At 68.4% G+C, this 14,073-nt stretch carries 9 protein-coding genes and 1 tRNA gene; 4 read left to right on the forward strand and 6 right to left on the reverse strand.

All coding sequences use genetic code 11. The features are described from left to right. Positions 1–150: 150 nt before the first annotated feature. From JQX13_RS33685 to prfA, 6 genes are all read right to left on the reverse strand, one after another. Positions 151–223, reverse strand: a tRNA-Gly gene (locus JQX13_RS33685). Positions 224–290: 67 nt separating this feature from the next. Beyond that, complete coding sequence (locus tag JQX13_RS33690) at positions 291–2,273, reverse strand: ABC transporter substrate-binding protein (protein WP_203403570.1); 1,983 nt, start codon at positions 2,271–2,273, stop codon at positions 291–293. Positions 2,274–2,458: 185 nt separating this feature from the next. Next, positions 2,459–2,848, reverse strand: coding sequence for a zf-TFIIB domain-containing protein (locus JQX13_RS33695; protein WP_203403571.1), 390 nt, complete (start codon positions 2,846–2,848; stop codon positions 2,459–2,461). Between the two features lie 163 nt (positions 2,849–3,011). Continuing rightward, the gene (murA, locus tag JQX13_RS33700) at positions 3,012–4,277 is read right to left on the reverse strand and encodes a UDP-N-acetylglucosamine 1-carboxyvinyltransferase (protein WP_203403572.1); all 1,266 of its coding nucleotides are present in this window, start codon (positions 4,275–4,277) and stop codon (positions 3,012–3,014) included. Positions 4,278–4,287: 10 nt separating this feature from the next. Beyond that, on the reverse strand, positions 4,288–5,169 hold the full coding sequence (gene prmC, locus JQX13_RS33705; RefSeq protein WP_203403573.1) for a peptide chain release factor N(5)-glutamine methyltransferase: 882 nt from the start codon (positions 5,167–5,169) through the stop codon (positions 4,288–4,290). Beyond that, a complete protein-coding gene (gene prfA, locus JQX13_RS33710; protein ID WP_203403574.1) occupies positions 5,166–6,254 on the reverse strand; it encodes a peptide chain release factor 1 in 1,089 nt (362 codons plus the stop codon). Before prfA ends, prmC begins: the two co-directional genes overlap by 4 nt. A 441-nt stretch (positions 6,255–6,695) precedes the next feature. On the opposite strand from prfA, the gene JQX13_RS33715 reads away from it, so the two are divergent. The 4 genes from JQX13_RS33715 to smc all read left to right on the forward strand — a co-directional run bounded on the left by JQX13_RS33715 (position 6,696) and on the right by smc (position 14,070). Next, the gene (locus JQX13_RS33715) at positions 6,696–7,511 is read left to right on the forward strand and encodes a tetratricopeptide repeat protein (RefSeq protein ID WP_203412331.1); all 816 of its coding nucleotides are present in this window, start codon (positions 6,696–6,698) and stop codon (positions 7,509–7,511) included. A 17-nt stretch (positions 7,512–7,528) separates the two neighbouring features. Next, entirely contained in the window at positions 7,529–8,869 is a 1,341-nt protein-coding gene (locus JQX13_RS33720; RefSeq protein WP_203403575.1) for a hemolysin family protein, read from the forward strand. Positions 8,870–8,895: 26 nt separating this feature from the next. Then, positions 8,896–10,050 carry an acyltransferase family protein gene (locus JQX13_RS33725; protein ID WP_203403576.1) on the forward strand — a complete coding sequence of 385 codons (1,155 nt, stop codon included), beginning with the start codon at positions 8,896–8,898 and terminating at the stop codon, positions 10,048–10,050. A 417-nt stretch (positions 10,051–10,467) separates the two neighbouring features. Continuing rightward, the gene (gene smc, locus JQX13_RS33730) at positions 10,468–14,070 is read left to right on the forward strand and encodes a chromosome segregation protein SMC (protein WP_203403577.1); all 3,603 of its coding nucleotides are present in this window, start codon (positions 10,468–10,470) and stop codon (positions 14,068–14,070) included. The last annotated feature ends 3 nt before the right edge of the window (positions 14,071–14,073 follow it).

The following is a 14,073-nucleotide window of genomic DNA, read 5'->3' on the forward strand; positions in this document are numbered from 1 at the left end:
GTCGGGTGCTCGAAATGACACGGGAAACGACAGGGTCGGCAACTCCTCCAGGGAGGGAGGAGACCCGATCGTTTCGTGACAGGCACCGTGAGCCGGAAAAAGAAGAGGCCGACAATCCCTCGATTGGCGAGGAACTGTCGGCCTCTGGTGAGCGGCGGACCGGGTTCGAACCGGCGACCCCGAGCTTGGGAAGCTCGTGCTCTACCAGCTGAGCTACCACCGCGTCGCAAGCAGTCTCAAAGTAGGGTTCCGCACGCGGCTTGTCAACGAGAAGTAGCGGGGTGGGTGGGCTATTCGCCTTCCTCGATGGTGAGCTGGTACGCGTCCTGGAAGTTGGCCTCGCGGTTGCGCGCATCGCGGACCTCCAGGATGTAGACGCCCGGCTCGGCGCTGTAGCGGATGACCTCGGGCTGATCCCCCTTGGCGCGATCGGACGTCTGCACGAGTGACAGCTTTCCGTCCTCGCCCAGGCGGTGCAGGTACAGACCCACGTCCACCTTGAGGATGCCCAGCAGCGTGGCCCTCAACGAGGTCCGCACGGGCCGTTCCGACAAGTCCAGCCGGTAGTAGTCCACGTCCTTCAGGGGATAGACGGTGCCACGTACCGCCTTGCCCGGGATGATCTCGGTGGCGCGGTTGGCGGTGTTGTTGGGCTCGCGCTCCTGGCTGCCGTCGTCGGGGACGGTGGTGACGGAGATGCGGTAGGGCTGTTCCGCGTTCTCGTAGTCGCGCACCCACTTGCCCTCCACCTTGCGCGCGGCGCTCTGCACCCGGAAGTAGCAGGTGCCACTGCACGCCACGTTGTTGAGGCGCTCGGGCTCCTTGATGGTGCCATCGTTGGCCCGCTGGAGCACCGTCTCCTTCTGGCCCTCACCCTCGGGGGGCTGCACCACGGACAGCTCCAGATCCATGCGCTCCACGCCGGATAGCTCCACCCTGGCCAGCACCGGCTCGGTCGTCTTCAGGACGAAGTTGTCCACGTCCCCCTTGGGCGAGAGGAAACCCTCCTTGAAGCCCGTGCCGGACACCTGCAGGGGCGTGGCCTTGTACAGCTCGTCGTTGGGCTCGAGCTCCGCGTTCGCCCCGGCTTCCTCCAGGGACACCGAGAGCGTGTAGGACTTCTCCGAGTTGAAGCCGCGCTTCGCGTTCTTGCCCGTCCCCGTCCAGCCACTCTTCACCACCAGGTACACCACGCGATCGTTCGCACGCACGCCGATGTTGCGCAGGGAGAAGCCCTCACCCTCCTTGCCCTTGGGCGTGGTGAACAGGGGGGCCTCGGCCGCCGAGAGCACCGACAGCTCCGGACGCACGCCTTCGATGCCGGTGAGCTCGATCTTCAATGCCACCGCAGGAGGCTCCTCTGGCGCGGCGGGCTGCAATCCCTGGCCCGGAACGGGGATGGGGATCTGGAAGCCTCCCGGCTGAGGCTGCGTGCCGGTACCTGCCGGGTTGGCCTCTTCCGTGGGCGCGTTGGCCATTTCCTCGGACGGGGTGGCCGGGGCCGTCTCGGCGGAGGAGCCGGACGGCGGAGGCGGAGCACCCATGCCCTCGGAGGGAGCCTGGGCCGGGTCCGTGGCGGGCTGCCCGGCGCCCGTGGAGTCGCCCGGGGCGGGAGCTGGAGCCGGAGTTCCAGTCGGAGCCGGAGCCGACGGGGTGCTGGCGACCGACTCGGGTAGCTCCAGCCGGTACCAGTCCTCGTCACCGGCATGACCGAGGAAGCCCGCCACCGCCTGTCCGAGCTGTAGTGGGGAGGCATCGACGGCCCGATCGTTGGGCTCGCGCTCCACACCGTCCTCGGGGATGTGGTAGCGCACCTCGAGCGTATAGGCGCCGCCGGTCCCCTTGCGCGCCGAGGCCACGCGCACCCAGCGCTCGCGCTCGACGTAGAGGTTGGGGAAGCGCTCGGGCTTGCCCTCTCCCGCGCTGTTGATGCCAGCGCTGCGGATACCGGGGGCATCATACACCTCCAGCACCACGTCGCCGCCGGGAATGCCGGAGACGCTGACGTCGGCCACACGCGGGCTGTCCGGGGCGAGCCGGTACCAGTCCTCGTCGGGCTTGGACGGATCCGCGCCCAGGCTGGCGCTCACCGTCGAGTCTCTCCCGAGGGTTGGAGCCTGCTCGGGTCGGTCGTTGGGCTCCTTCTCGCCGAGCTGCTGGGGCCCGGTGACGACCGGTCCCGCATCCAGCGTTTCGGAGTCCTTGTTGGCGCAGCCGCTCGGACAGCCGGCGAGCAGCAGCGCGCACGGCCACACCCACCCCAGACGTCGCATTCCGTTCCCTCTTGGCATTCGGGCGCCTACTCAATCCCCTGGCGCCCGGGTGTCAAGGTTCGCCAACAAGCAACCCGACGCTTTCATCCCGGGAGGGGGACTGGAGGGAGGACGGAACAGGGGTGTTCCCGGCCCGTTGGTACGGGCCCGGAGGGTGGCACGAGAGGGGCGCCCTCGGTGGGGCGTCAGCCAGCGGCCGACTTCTTCTTGACGCTGAAGTGGCGGAAGAAGTCGATGATCTCCTGCTCGGCGACCTTCGCGTCCGTGGCGTCGGCGAACTCCGATTCGAGGAAGATGCCGCCACAAGACTCGCAGGTGTCGTAGTTCAGCGGGTGCTGACGATCACCACCGTCGACCCGTATGAGATCCACCTGGCACTCGGGACACTGGCCGGTGAGCGCTTCCGCGTCCACCTTGCCGCCCTGGCTCTCGAGCCCGGGAAGGTTGTTGTGGAGGAGGATCCGGTTGAGATCCGCGACGTCTATCCACAGCCCGCCGCACTCTCCACACTTGCGCAACGTCTCGTGGTCGCCTTCGAGATCGGCCATCTCGACGCTGCAACCGGGGCAATTCATGGGGTGGGTCATTCTCCTGTAGGGGGGAGCTACGCTCCCGTGGGGGGCGACCAGGGAAGCTGCCACCCCTGGGCGTTCAGAGAATGATAGGTCGCATGATTTTTGAGATGCAACCCGGCCGCTGCAATGTGTTCACGTGCGCAAACCTGGAGGCCCCCCAGGCTCAGGCCTTTACCCGGCGGATGTCGGCTCCCAGCTTGCGCAACTTGCGCTCCAGGCGCTCGTAGCCACGGTCCAGGTGGTAGATGCGCGCCACCTCGGTCTTCCCCTCGGCGCGCAGGCCGGCCAGGACGAGCGAGGCGCTGGCGCGCAGGTCCGTGGCCATGACGGGGGCCCCGGACAGCTTCTTGACCCCCTTCACCACCGCCGTGTGGCCCTGGATGGTGATGTCCGCCCCCATCCGGTGCAGCTCCGGCACGTGCATGAAGCGGTTCTCGAAGATGCTCTCCGAGATGACCGAGGTGCCGCTGGCCACCGTCATCAGCCCCATGAGCTGGGCCTGCATGTCCGTGGGGAAGCCGGGGTGCTCGGTCGTCTTCACGTCCACCGAGTCGACGACCTTGGGGGCCTTCACCCGCAGGCCCCCTTCCTCGGCGGTGATGGTGCAGCCCGTCTCGCGCAGCTTGAGGATGACGGACTCCAGGTGCTCGGGGACGGCGTGCTTCACCAGCACGTTACCGCCGGTGATGGCCGCTGCCACCATGAGCGTACCCGCCTCGATACGGTCCGGAAGGATGGCGTGATCCACCGGCTTGAGGGCGTCCACCCCGTCGATGGTGATGATGGAGGTGCCCGCGCCCTCGATGCGGGCGCCCATCTTGTTGAGCACCCGGGCGAGCTCCTCCACCTCGGGCTCGCGCGCGCAGTTCTCCAGCACGGTGCGGCCCTTGGCCAGCACGGCCGCCATCATCACGTTCTCCGTGCCCGTCACCGTGATGACGTCGAAGTTGACGGTGCCGCCCCTGAGCTGCTTCGCCCTGGCCTCGACGTAGCCCTCGGTGAGGGTGATGTCCGCGCCCAGGGCCTTGAGGCCCTTGAGGTGCTGATCGATGGGGCGGGCTCCAATGGCGCACCCACCCGGCATGGACACGCGGGCGCGGCCGAAGCGGGCCACCAGCGGGCCGAGCACCAGCACGGAGGCGCGCATCGTCTTCACCAGATCGTACGGGGCCTCGGGGGTGATGGGCCCCTCCACCGCCACCTCGCACACGTCCTTCTTGCGGCCGGTGAGCCGCTCGGTGCCGCAGCCCATGGTCTCCAGCACCTTGAGCATGGTCTTGACGTCCGCCAGGTCCGGCACGTTGCGGTAGGTGCTCTTGCCGTCCGCCAGCAGCGCCGAGGCGAGGATGGGGAGCGCCGCGTTCTTCGCGCCCGATACGTTCACTTCGCCCTGCAGCGGGCGGCCACCCTTCACGATGATCTTGTCCATCTGTCCCGTCTTACCCCTGTGGCCCGACGGCCACGGGCTGTGTCCCAAAAGCGAGGCGATCCCGCCGCTCCAGGTCCTTCTCCACCCGCGCGTCCTCGAAACCCGCGGCCTGGAGGAGTGCCACGAGGGCGGCTCCCTGCGTCTCGCCAATCTCCATTGCAAGCAGCCCGCCAGGTTTGAGGACACGGCGGGCCCCCTTGATGACCTCGCGGATGAGCACGAGCCCATCCGGTCCGCCATCCAGCGCCATATGGGGCTCGCGGCGCACCTCGGCGGACAGGCCTGGAATCTCCCCGGAGGCGATGTAGGGGGGATTGGACACCACCAGGTCGAAGCGGGCGTCCGGGGGCAGGGGGGCGTAGAGGTTGCCCTGCAGGATCGTCACCCGGTCCGCCACACCCAGGGCCTGGGCGTTCTCCCGGGCCAGCGCGCAGGCGTCCGGGGACAGGTCCGTGGCCAGCACCGTGGCCTGGGGCCGCTCGGCCGCGAGGCTGATGGCGATACAGCCCGAGCCGGTGCACACGTCCAGCGCGGTGCCGGGGCCGTCCTTGGGCAGCTTGTGCAGGGCGGCCTCCACCAGCAACTCCGTCTCCGGCCGGGGGATGAGCACCCGCGAGTCCACCTTGAAGGGGCGGTTGTAGAACTCCCGCACCCCGGTGAGGTACTGGGTGGGCTCGCCGGCCATGCGCCGCTCGATGAGGGCGCGGAAGGTCGCGAGCTCCTCCTTCTCCATCGGCCGGTCCAGGTCCACGTACAGGCGCACCCGGGTCGTCTTCAACACGTGGGCGAGCAGTACCTCGGTGGTGAGCCGGGGCGCGTCCACCCCTCGTTTCTCGAAGTGCTGCGTCGTCCAGGTGAGGACCTTGCGGATGGTCCAGGTTTCTCCACTCATGCGCTGGCGCCGGGGCCTCCACCCATCTGCTGCTTGAGGGCCTCGGCCTGATAGTGGGTGCGGCAGGCGGTGATGACGTCCTCGACGCCGCCGGACATGATGGCCGGCAGGTTGTGCACCGTGAGGCCGATGCGGTGGTCCGTCAGCCGGTCCTGCGGGAAGTTGTAGGTTCGGATCTTCTCCGAGCGGTCACCGGTACCGACCTGGCCCCGGCGCATGCTGTCGCGCTCGTTGCGGATGCGCTCCTGCTCGATCTCATAGAGCTTGGCGCGCAGCATGCGCTCGGCCATGGCCCGGTTCTTGGTCTGGCTCTTCTCCTGCTGGCACTTCACCACGATGCCCGAGGGCTTGTGGATGAGGCGCACCGCGGAGTCGGTGGTGTTCACGCTCTGGCCGCCCGAGCCCGTCGAGCGCATCACCTGCATCTCGATGTCGGCCGGGTTGAGCTTGATGTCCACGTCCTCCGCCTCGGGCATCACCGACACGGTGATGGTGGAGGTGTGGATGCGGCCCTGCGCCTCGGTGGCCGGCACGCGTTGCACCCGGTGCACGCCGGACTCGTACTTCATGTGGCTGTAGACGCCCTCGCCGGACAGCATGATGGTGACGTCCTTGACGCCGCCCACGCTGCCCGGGCTCATGTCGATGATCTCCGACTTCCAGCCCTTGCGGTCCGCGTAGCGGAGGTACATCTGCATGACCTCCTCGGCGAACAGGCCCGCCTCGTCACCACCGGCGCCGGCGCGGATCTCCAGGATGACGTTCTTCTCGTCGTTGGGATCCTTGGGCAGCAGGAGGATCTTCAGCTGCTGCTCCAACTCCTCGCGCTGCTGCTTGAGGCCGGGCAGGGCCTCGCGGGCGTAGGCCTTCTCGTCGGGGTCCGAGCTGCCAAGCCAGGCCTCGACCTCCTTCAGGTCGTCCACCACCTTGCGGTACGTGCGGAAGGTCTCCACCAGTTTCTCCAGGCCAGCACGCTCCTTGGAGACCTTCTGCAGCTTCGCGGTGTCGCTGATGATGTCCGGGTTGGACAGGTCGGCGGTGAGGCGCTCGAACTTCCGCTCCACCTCTTCGAGTTTGTCAATCATCGGTCTTGGGTCGGGGTTGTGCCCCGTTGTCCGGCCCCTGGCAAGGACGGACGGGGCCAAGAAATTCCGTGGACTTCCGGGCCGGGAGCGTGAAAAAAGGGCGATTCGCTGCCGCCAGTGCGGCCCACTTCCGCTAATACGGAGTACCAGAAGATGCCTGCCCAGAAGGGAAACCGCAGCAAGAAGAAGCTGTCCAATCGCGCTTCCTCGAAGAAGGCGTCGCTCAAGCGCCGCCGCGCTCGCGAGCGCCGCAAGTAGTTCGCCATCCGCCTCCTCTCCTGGTTGCCAGGGGAGGGGGCGAGCACCCCTTTCCTGCGCCGGTCTCCCTCTGGGGCGGGCCCGTCGGGGCAGCCTGAGGGTGGTCCCACCGAGCCCTCGGTGGGAGGAGTGACTCTTCCTTGCGCCCTGAAAGAGGCGGCGCGTAGATTGCCCCGCGAATTCATGGCCCGGGAAAAGGACAACATCGTACTCTCCGACGAGCACAACTCGCGCGGCATCGAATTGGCCGATCGCGGGTGGCTCGACGAGGCGATCAAGGAGTTCAAGAAGGCGATCGACCTCGACCCCGACTCCGCTCACGCGCACGACAACCTCGCCACCGTCTACGCCGAGAAGAAGCTCTTCCGCGAGGCCCTGGGCGAGTACCTCACCGCGCTGAAGCTGGAGCCGGAGAGCCCCACGGCTCATTACAACCTTGCCTGCTTCCTCTCCACGCATGCGGCGGAGATGGCGGTGGCCGAGTACCGCGAGGCCATCGAGCTGGATCCGGAGTACCCGGACGCGCACCTCAACCTGGGTCTCACCTACGCGGACCAGGGCCGTATCGAGGACGCCATGCGCGAGCTGCAGACGGCCATCGAGCTGGATCCGCAGGACGCCTTCCCCCGGCACGAGCTCGCCGCCCTGCTGATGGACGAGGGCGACTACCGCTCGGCCATCACCCAGCTCAAGGAAGTGGTCCGCCTGGACGCGGAGAACTTCGAGGCGCACCTGGACCTGGGCATCTGCTACGCCCAGAAGGGCTTCTACGCCGAGGCCGAGCGCTCCTACGACAAGGCGCGCGCCCTCAACGCCGAGGACCTGCTGCTCAACTACAACCTGGCCGCCCTCTACGCCCTCTGGGGCCGCCGGCCGGATGCGTTGACCTATCTGCAGAAGGCCGTGGCGGTGGATCGACAGAAGGTGCAGGGCTGGCTGGCCACGGATACGATGTTCGACTCGCTGAAGGGCGACCCCGAGTTCGAGGCGCTCTTCTGAGCGCCTGAGCTCTTCTTATGGAATGGGTCTTCCTCGGACTGGCCATCCTGCTGGTCCTGGCCAACGGGTTCTTCGTGGCGACCGAATTCGCCATCGTGAAGATCCGCCACACCCGCCTTCAGGCCCTGGCGGACGAGGGGCGGCCGGGTGCTGGCGCCGCCCTGAAGATGGTGGAGAAGCTGGATTCCTACCTGTCCGCCACGCAGTTCGGCATCACGCTCGCGTCGCTGGGCCTGGGGTGGCTGGGTGAGCCGGCGTTCGCCCACCTGCTGGAGCCGGTGCTGACGCGGCTGGTTCCGGAGGCGGCGGGCGTGGCGCTGGCCCACTCGCTGTCGGTGGCCATCGCCTTCGCCATCATCACCTTCCTGCACATCGTGGTGGGAGAGCTGGCGCCCAAGAGCCTGGCCATTCAGCGCGCCGAGGTGACGACCATCGCGGTGGCGCTGCCGATGCGGGTCTTCTACTTCGTCTTCTACCCGGCCATCTGGCTGCTCAACGGCGTGGCGGGCTGGGTGCTGAAGGCCTTCGGCCTGCACACCGCGCACGAGTCGCAGGAGGCGCACAGCGAGGAGGAGCTGCGTGTCATCCTCCACAGCTCGGCGCAGGCGGGGGCCATCACCACGGCGCGCGCGGAGCTGCTGGAGCGCTCGCTGGAGATGGCGCAGAAGACGGCGCGCCAGGTGATGGTGCCGCGCAACCAGGTGAAGTTCCTGGACATGGAGGAGCCGCTCGACAAGTGCGTCGCGGACGCGCGCGCCGCGGGCCATACGTGGCTGCCGGTGTGCCGGGGGAACATGGACGAGGTGGAGGGGGTGGTGAACGTGAAGGACCTCTTCTTCCTCCTCTCCAGGGGCGAGCTGCGCAGCCTGTCGCAGGTGCAGCGGCCGGTGCTGTACGTGCCGGAGCACGTGACGCTGGAGCAGCTGCTCAACGAGTTCCGCCGGCGGCGCCGGCAGACGGCCCTGGTGGTGGACGAGCACGGCGGAACGTCGGGGCTGGTGACCATCGCGGACGTGGTGGCCGAGGTGGTGGGCGACGTGGCCGAGCTCGGCCGGCGGGTGGACGAGGTGCGCTCTCTGCCGGGGGGTCGCTTCGAGCTGCCGGGCACGGCCCAACTGGATGACCTCGAGGACCGCCTGGACGTCTCGTTCGAGATCGATGACGAGGACGTCGAGGTGACGACGATCGCGGGCTACATCATGGCGAAGCTGGGCCGCATCCCGGAGAAGGGGGACTCGCTCAAGCTCGACATGTGGCGCATCCAGGTGGAGGAGGTGGAAGGCCCCCGGGTCGTCCGGGTAACGGTCGAGCCCCAGGCAGGCCCCAAACCCCCCGTAGCGGCGACGGCGGATGCTTGAGCCGCGCTCGATTGTTCGCGCCCCGCATGTCTTCCCCCTCGACGCTTCCCCTCCTTGAAACGCCGGGCCCGGCCGATTCCGGGCCCTCGTCCGTCCGCCTGGAGGCCGAGCCCTCCCGAGAGGCGGGGACGTCCGCCCGCCGGATGACGCTGGTGGATGGACTGCGCGGGTTCGCCGCGCTCGCCGTGGTGTTGCCGCATGCCGTGGGCCTCTTCACGTTCGCCGGGGCGGGCGTGGTATCCGAGTGGATGGTCCGCCTGGCGCACTTCGGGCACCGCGGCGTCGAGGTGTTCTTCGTGCTCAGCGGCTTCGTCATCGCCTTCTCGCTGCGCCGCACGCACCTGTCACCCCGGGGCATCGGCCAGTTCATCCTCCGCCGCTCGCTGCGCCTGGATCCGCCCTATTGGGTGGCCATCGGCCTGTTCTGTGGCTTCCTGCTCCTTCGCGGCGTGATGACCGGCAAGCCCGCGGGGTTGCCCTCGGTGCCCCACCTGCTCTCGCACCTGCTCTACCTGCAGGATCTCGTGGGCTATGGGCAGGTCAACGTCGCCTTCTGGACCCTCTGCATCGAGTTCCAGTTCTACCTGGCGTTCGCGGTGCTGCTGGGGCTCGCCCAGGCGCTCTCCCGCTGGTCGGGCCGCGAGGGCGCGCTGCCCCTGGTCTTCTCGGTCCTCTTCGTGCTGTCGCTCGCCTGGCCCACGGGCCTGCTGCAGATGCGGTCCCACGTGACGCACGTCATCTACCTGCCTCCCCACGTGTTCGTCTTCCTGGCGGGCGCACTGACGTGGTGGACGCTCGAGGGCCGACTGCCTCGCGCCGTCTGGTTCACCTTCGTGATCGGCCTGTGGGCCCTGTTCGCGTGGAAGCTCGACAGCCGCGTGTTCGTGACGGCCGCCACGAGCTCGCTCCTCTACGTGGCCGGACGGAGCCATCGGCTCTACTCCTGGCTCGCGGCACGGCCCTTCCAGTACCTGGGCCGCACCTCGTACAGCCTCTACCTCGTGCACGTGCCCCTGTGCCTGCTCCTGCTGTCCGTGAAGGTGCGCGTCGCTCCGCCCTCGGACCTGGCCGCCCTGGCGTTCCTCGGGGCCGTCTACGCCACGAGCATCGTCGCCGCCCACGTGCTGTACACCTGGGTGGAGGCGCCCTGTCTCGAGTGGACGAAGCGCCTCAAGCGCTGATCCCCACCGCGCGTTCCCCATCGACGGCTCCGAGTCTCCCTCCCCGGAGGTGAGCCGGAGCCCCTCGTCCCGTCAGACGTGTGACCCCAGGCCGCCCGCCTGCCCGGCGGCCGTGTCAGACCCTTCTGCTATGCCCGGGTTGCTCCAACGTGGGGCGAGAGGGCGGGCAGGGGCCTGAGCGGAGGTCGCCTCCGGAAAAAATCGAGGAGAGGTAGGGTCCATGTCCTCCCGGACGACCCCCCGGTCGTCAGGCCGGTGGGCGCCATGCTTGCCTGCTCGCATATCGTCACGCATGGCAGGGTCATGCTTGATCGGCTGAGATCCTGCGTGCTACTCGTCTGAACGCTCCGAGGCCGATTTTTCGGCCTCTGGCGCGATTCCTCCCTTGCCTGGACACCTTTCGGGAGCCCGTTTCACATGCGAATCAAGCGGCTGGACATCACCGGCTTCAAGTCGTTCATGGAGCGCAGCGTCTTCACGTTCGATGACGGAGTGACGGGCATCGTCGGCCCCAACGGCTGCGGCAAGTCGAACGTGGTGGACTCCATCCGCTGGGTGATGGGCGAGCAGAGCGCCAAGAACCTGCGCGGCCGCGGCATGGAGGACGTCATCTTCAACGGCTCGGAGTCCAAGCCGCCCCTGTCCATGGCCGAGGTGTCGCTCACCTTCCACGTGGACGAGACGGACACGCTCCCGGCCCACCTCTCCGGTCTCACCGAGGTGACGGTGACGCGCCGCCTCTTCCGCAGCGGCGACTCCGAGTACCTCATCAACAAGACGACGTGCCGCCTGCTGGACATCACCGAGCTCTTCCTCGGCACCGGCGTGGGCACCAAGGCCTACTCCATCATCGAGCAGGGCCGCGTGGGTCTCATCGTCTCCAGCAAGCCCGAGGACCGGCGCCACCTGATCGAGGAGGCCGCGGGCGTCACCAAGTACAAGTCGCGCCGCAAGGCCGCCGAGCGCAAGCTGGAGGCCACCCAGGCCAACCTCCTGCGCGTCACGGACATCACCTCCGAGCTGGAGCGCCGGCTCGAGAGCCTCTCGCGCCAGGCGAAGAAGGCGGAGAAGTACAAGAAGCTCAAGACGCGGATGCGGGAGATCGAGCTGCACTCGGCCTCGCACCGCTTCCTGGCCCTGCACGCCGAGGCCAAGGTGCTCCAGGAGAAGCTGGGCAGCGTGGGCGCCGAGGAGCGCGAGGGCCTGGAGAAGATGCGCGAGCTGGAGCTCGTCATCACCAACCGCCGCACCTCGCTGGAGGCCGAGACCGAGGCCCTGCAGAAGCTCTCCGCCGACGTGCACACGCTGGAGAGCGCCCTGCAGCGCGCGGACCAGGACCTGGCCTACTGGCGCAAGGACCTGGAGGAGACGACCGCCCGCGTCGCCCAGTCCGAGACCGAGCTCAACGCGCTCAAGGCCCGTCAGGCCGAGGTGGCCGAGACCATGGCCTCGCGCGAGGCGGAGCTCAGCTCCATCGCCGGCTCGTGGAAGGAGGACGAGGTCGCGATGAAGGTGGCGCAGGAGGAGCTGCGCCGGGTGAGCCAGCTGCAGACGGAGATCTCCCTGCGGCTGGAGCAGGAGCGCGCGGCGCTCGTCACCGTGGCCAGCCGGCTGGCCAACCACGAGAGCAACCTCGTCAACCTGGCCCGCCAGAAGACGGACCTGGAGGCCCGGCGTGCCCGCAACCGCGCCGAGGCGGACGCCCTGCGCGAGCAGGAGAAGCAGCTTGAGGATGTGCGCCAGCAGGTGGCCCGCCGGGTGGAGGACAGCCGCCACCTGTCGTTGGAGCTCGCCGAGCGCAAGGGCCACGAGGAGGAGGCCCTGATGCGCACGCGTCAGGCCTTCATGGAGAACGAGGTCCAGGTCATCGGCCTGCGCGAGGAGTTGAGCGACAAGCGCAGCCGGCTCGCCTCGCTGGAGGCGCTGCAGAAGGACTACGAGGGCTTCGACAAGGGCGTGCGCGCGGTGATGGTGCGCGCCGGCGAGGAGGCCCGCGCGCAGGGCATCTTCGGCCTGGTGGCCGACGTCATCTCCACCACGCCGCGCTTCGAGCGCGCGGTGGAGGCCGTGCTGGGCGAGCGGTTGCAGCACGTCGTCGTCGAGAGCCGCGACAAGGGCGTGGAGCTGGTGGAGTACCTCAAGGAGGCCGCGGAAGGCCGGGGCAGCTTCCTGCCCGTGCCCCCGCCCGAGCGCGTGCCCTCCGTGGTGCAGCCGGACATGTCCCGCGCCGGGGTGCTGGCGCTCGCCCTCGACGAGATGACGTGCGAGGAGTCGCTCCAGCCGGTGGTGAAGCTGCTGCTCGGGGACGTGGTCATCGTGGAGGACATCGCCTCCGCCAAGGCGTACGCGGAGGCCGAGGGCGGCAACTGCTGCACGCTCGTCACCCTGGACGGTGAGGTGTTCCGCCCGGATGGCACCATCATCGGCGGCGAGCGCGAGGGCGCCGCGGTGGGCGCCCTGCAGAAGAAACGGGAGATCGCCGAGCTGGCCGCCGAGGTGACCCGGGTCGAGGAGCGCTACAACGAGATCCTCACCCGGCACTACACCCTGCAGAAGCAGATGGGGGACTCGGAGGACGTCCTCAAGGGGCTGGCGAAGAACCAGCACGCCGAGGAGCTGAGCCTCGCCAGCCAGGAGAAGGACCTGCACAAGGCGAGCGAGGATCTGGCGCGGGTGCGCGACCGTCTCCGGGCGCTGGATGCCGAGGAGGAGCAGCTCACGCAGATGTACGACGGGCTGGCGCACGAGGAGGAGAACAGCCGGGGCGAGGTGACGCACGGACAGGCGGACCGCGAGGGCCGCGAGGAGCGCGTGAAGCAGCTGGTGGGCGAGCTGGAGTCGCTCCGGCAGCGGGCCGAGACGGCCACGAGCAACCTCACCAGCCTGAAGGTGAAGGTGGCCGCCGGTGGCGAGCGCGGCGAGTCGGCGCGCAAGGAGCTGGAGAGCCTGCTGGCCCAGAAGGAGGAGATGGCCGGCCGGGTGCGCAAGCTGGAGTCCACGGTGCGCGAGGGCTCGGCGCGGGTGGTGGAGTTCCAGCGCCGCATCACCGAGACGGAGGCGGAGCGCGCCAGGAAGGCCGAGGAGCTGCGTGTGGCCTCCGAGGGACTCGAGGCGCGGCGCACGGCCCATGCCGCGGCCTCGGGTGAGGTTCGCGAGCAGGACAACGTGCTGCGCGAGCTGCGCACGAAGCTGGATGGCCTCACCCAGGGCCTGTCGCAGATCACCTTGCGCGAGCGGGAGATCGCCCTGGAGCTGGAGCACCTGGTGGCGGGCATCCGCGAGCGGCACGGGATGGAGCTGCAGGAGGAGGTGCACCGCTACCACATGCTGCCGTCGCTGAGCGAGGAGGCGGAGCAGGAGCTGAAGGAGCTGCGCGCGCAGGTGGAGAAGATGGGGGAGATCAACCTCACCGCCATCGACGAGCACACGGAGCTGTCGCAGCGCTCGGAGTTCCTGCTGACGCAGAAGAAGGACCTGGCCGAGTCGATGGAGAAGCTGCAGGAGGCCATCCGCCGCATCGACGCGTCGAGCCGGGAGCGCTTCAAGCAGACGTTCGAGATCGTCAACGAGAAGTTCCAGGCCATCTTCCCGCGGCTGTTCGGCGGCGGCCGGGCGAGCCTGGTGCTGACGAACGAGGGGCAGGGTGGAGAGCCCGGCGTGGAGATCGTCGCGCAGCCGCCCGGCAAGAAGCTGCAGAGCATGAACCTGCTGTCGGGTGGTGAGAAGGCGCTCACGGCCGTGGCGCTCATCTTCGCCATCTTCCTCATCAAGCCGACGCCCTTCTGCCTCCTGGACGAGGTCGACGCGCCGCTGGATGAGGGCAACGTGGGCCGCTACAACGACATGGTGAAGGAGATGAGCAAGCAGTCGCAGTTCATCCTCATCACCCACAACAAGCGCACCATGGAGGTGGCGGACACGCTGTACGGCGTGACGATGGAGGAGCCGGGTATCTCCAAGCTGGTGAGCGTGAAGCTGCGCGAGGCCAAGGCCGCCAACGACAACATCACCGCAGCGTAATCA

The sequence above is a fragment of the Archangium violaceum genome (genome assembly GCF_016859125.1).
Lineage (GTDB): Bacteria > Myxococcota > Myxococcia > Myxococcales > Myxococcaceae > Archangium > Archangium violaceum_A.

What these genes read in the sequence shown, in the direction of transcription:
- prmC (WP_203403573.1), bottom strand. Translation starts at nt 5,169, where the DNA reads ATGAGTGGAGAAACCTGGACCATCCGCAAGGTCCTCACCTGGACGACG.
- prfA (WP_203403574.1), bottom strand. Translation starts at nt 6,254, where the DNA reads ATGATTGACAAACTCGAAGAGGTGGAGCGGAAGTTCGAGCGCCTCACC.
- JQX13_RS33690 (WP_203403570.1), bottom strand. Translation starts at nt 2,273, where the DNA reads ATGCGACGTCTGGGGTGGGTGTGGCCGTGCGCGCTGCTGCTCGCCGGC.
- JQX13_RS33715 (WP_203412331.1), top strand. Translation starts at nt 6,696, where the DNA reads ATGGCCCGGGAAAAGGACAACATCGTACTCTCCGACGAGCACAACTCG.
- JQX13_RS33695 (WP_203403571.1), bottom strand. Translation starts at nt 2,848, where the DNA reads ATGAATTGCCCCGGTTGCAGCGTCGAGATGGCCGATCTCGAAGGCGAC.
- murA (WP_203403572.1), bottom strand. Translation starts at nt 4,277, where the DNA reads ATGGACAAGATCATCGTGAAGGGTGGCCGCCCGCTGCAGGGCGAAGTG.
- JQX13_RS33725 (WP_203403576.1), top strand. Translation starts at nt 8,896, where the DNA reads ATGTCTTCCCCCTCGACGCTTCCCCTCCTTGAAACGCCGGGCCCGGCC.
- JQX13_RS33720 (WP_203403575.1), top strand. Translation starts at nt 7,529, where the DNA reads ATGGAATGGGTCTTCCTCGGACTGGCCATCCTGCTGGTCCTGGCCAAC.
- smc (WP_203403577.1), top strand. Translation starts at nt 10,468, where the DNA reads ATGCGAATCAAGCGGCTGGACATCACCGGCTTCAAGTCGTTCATGGAG.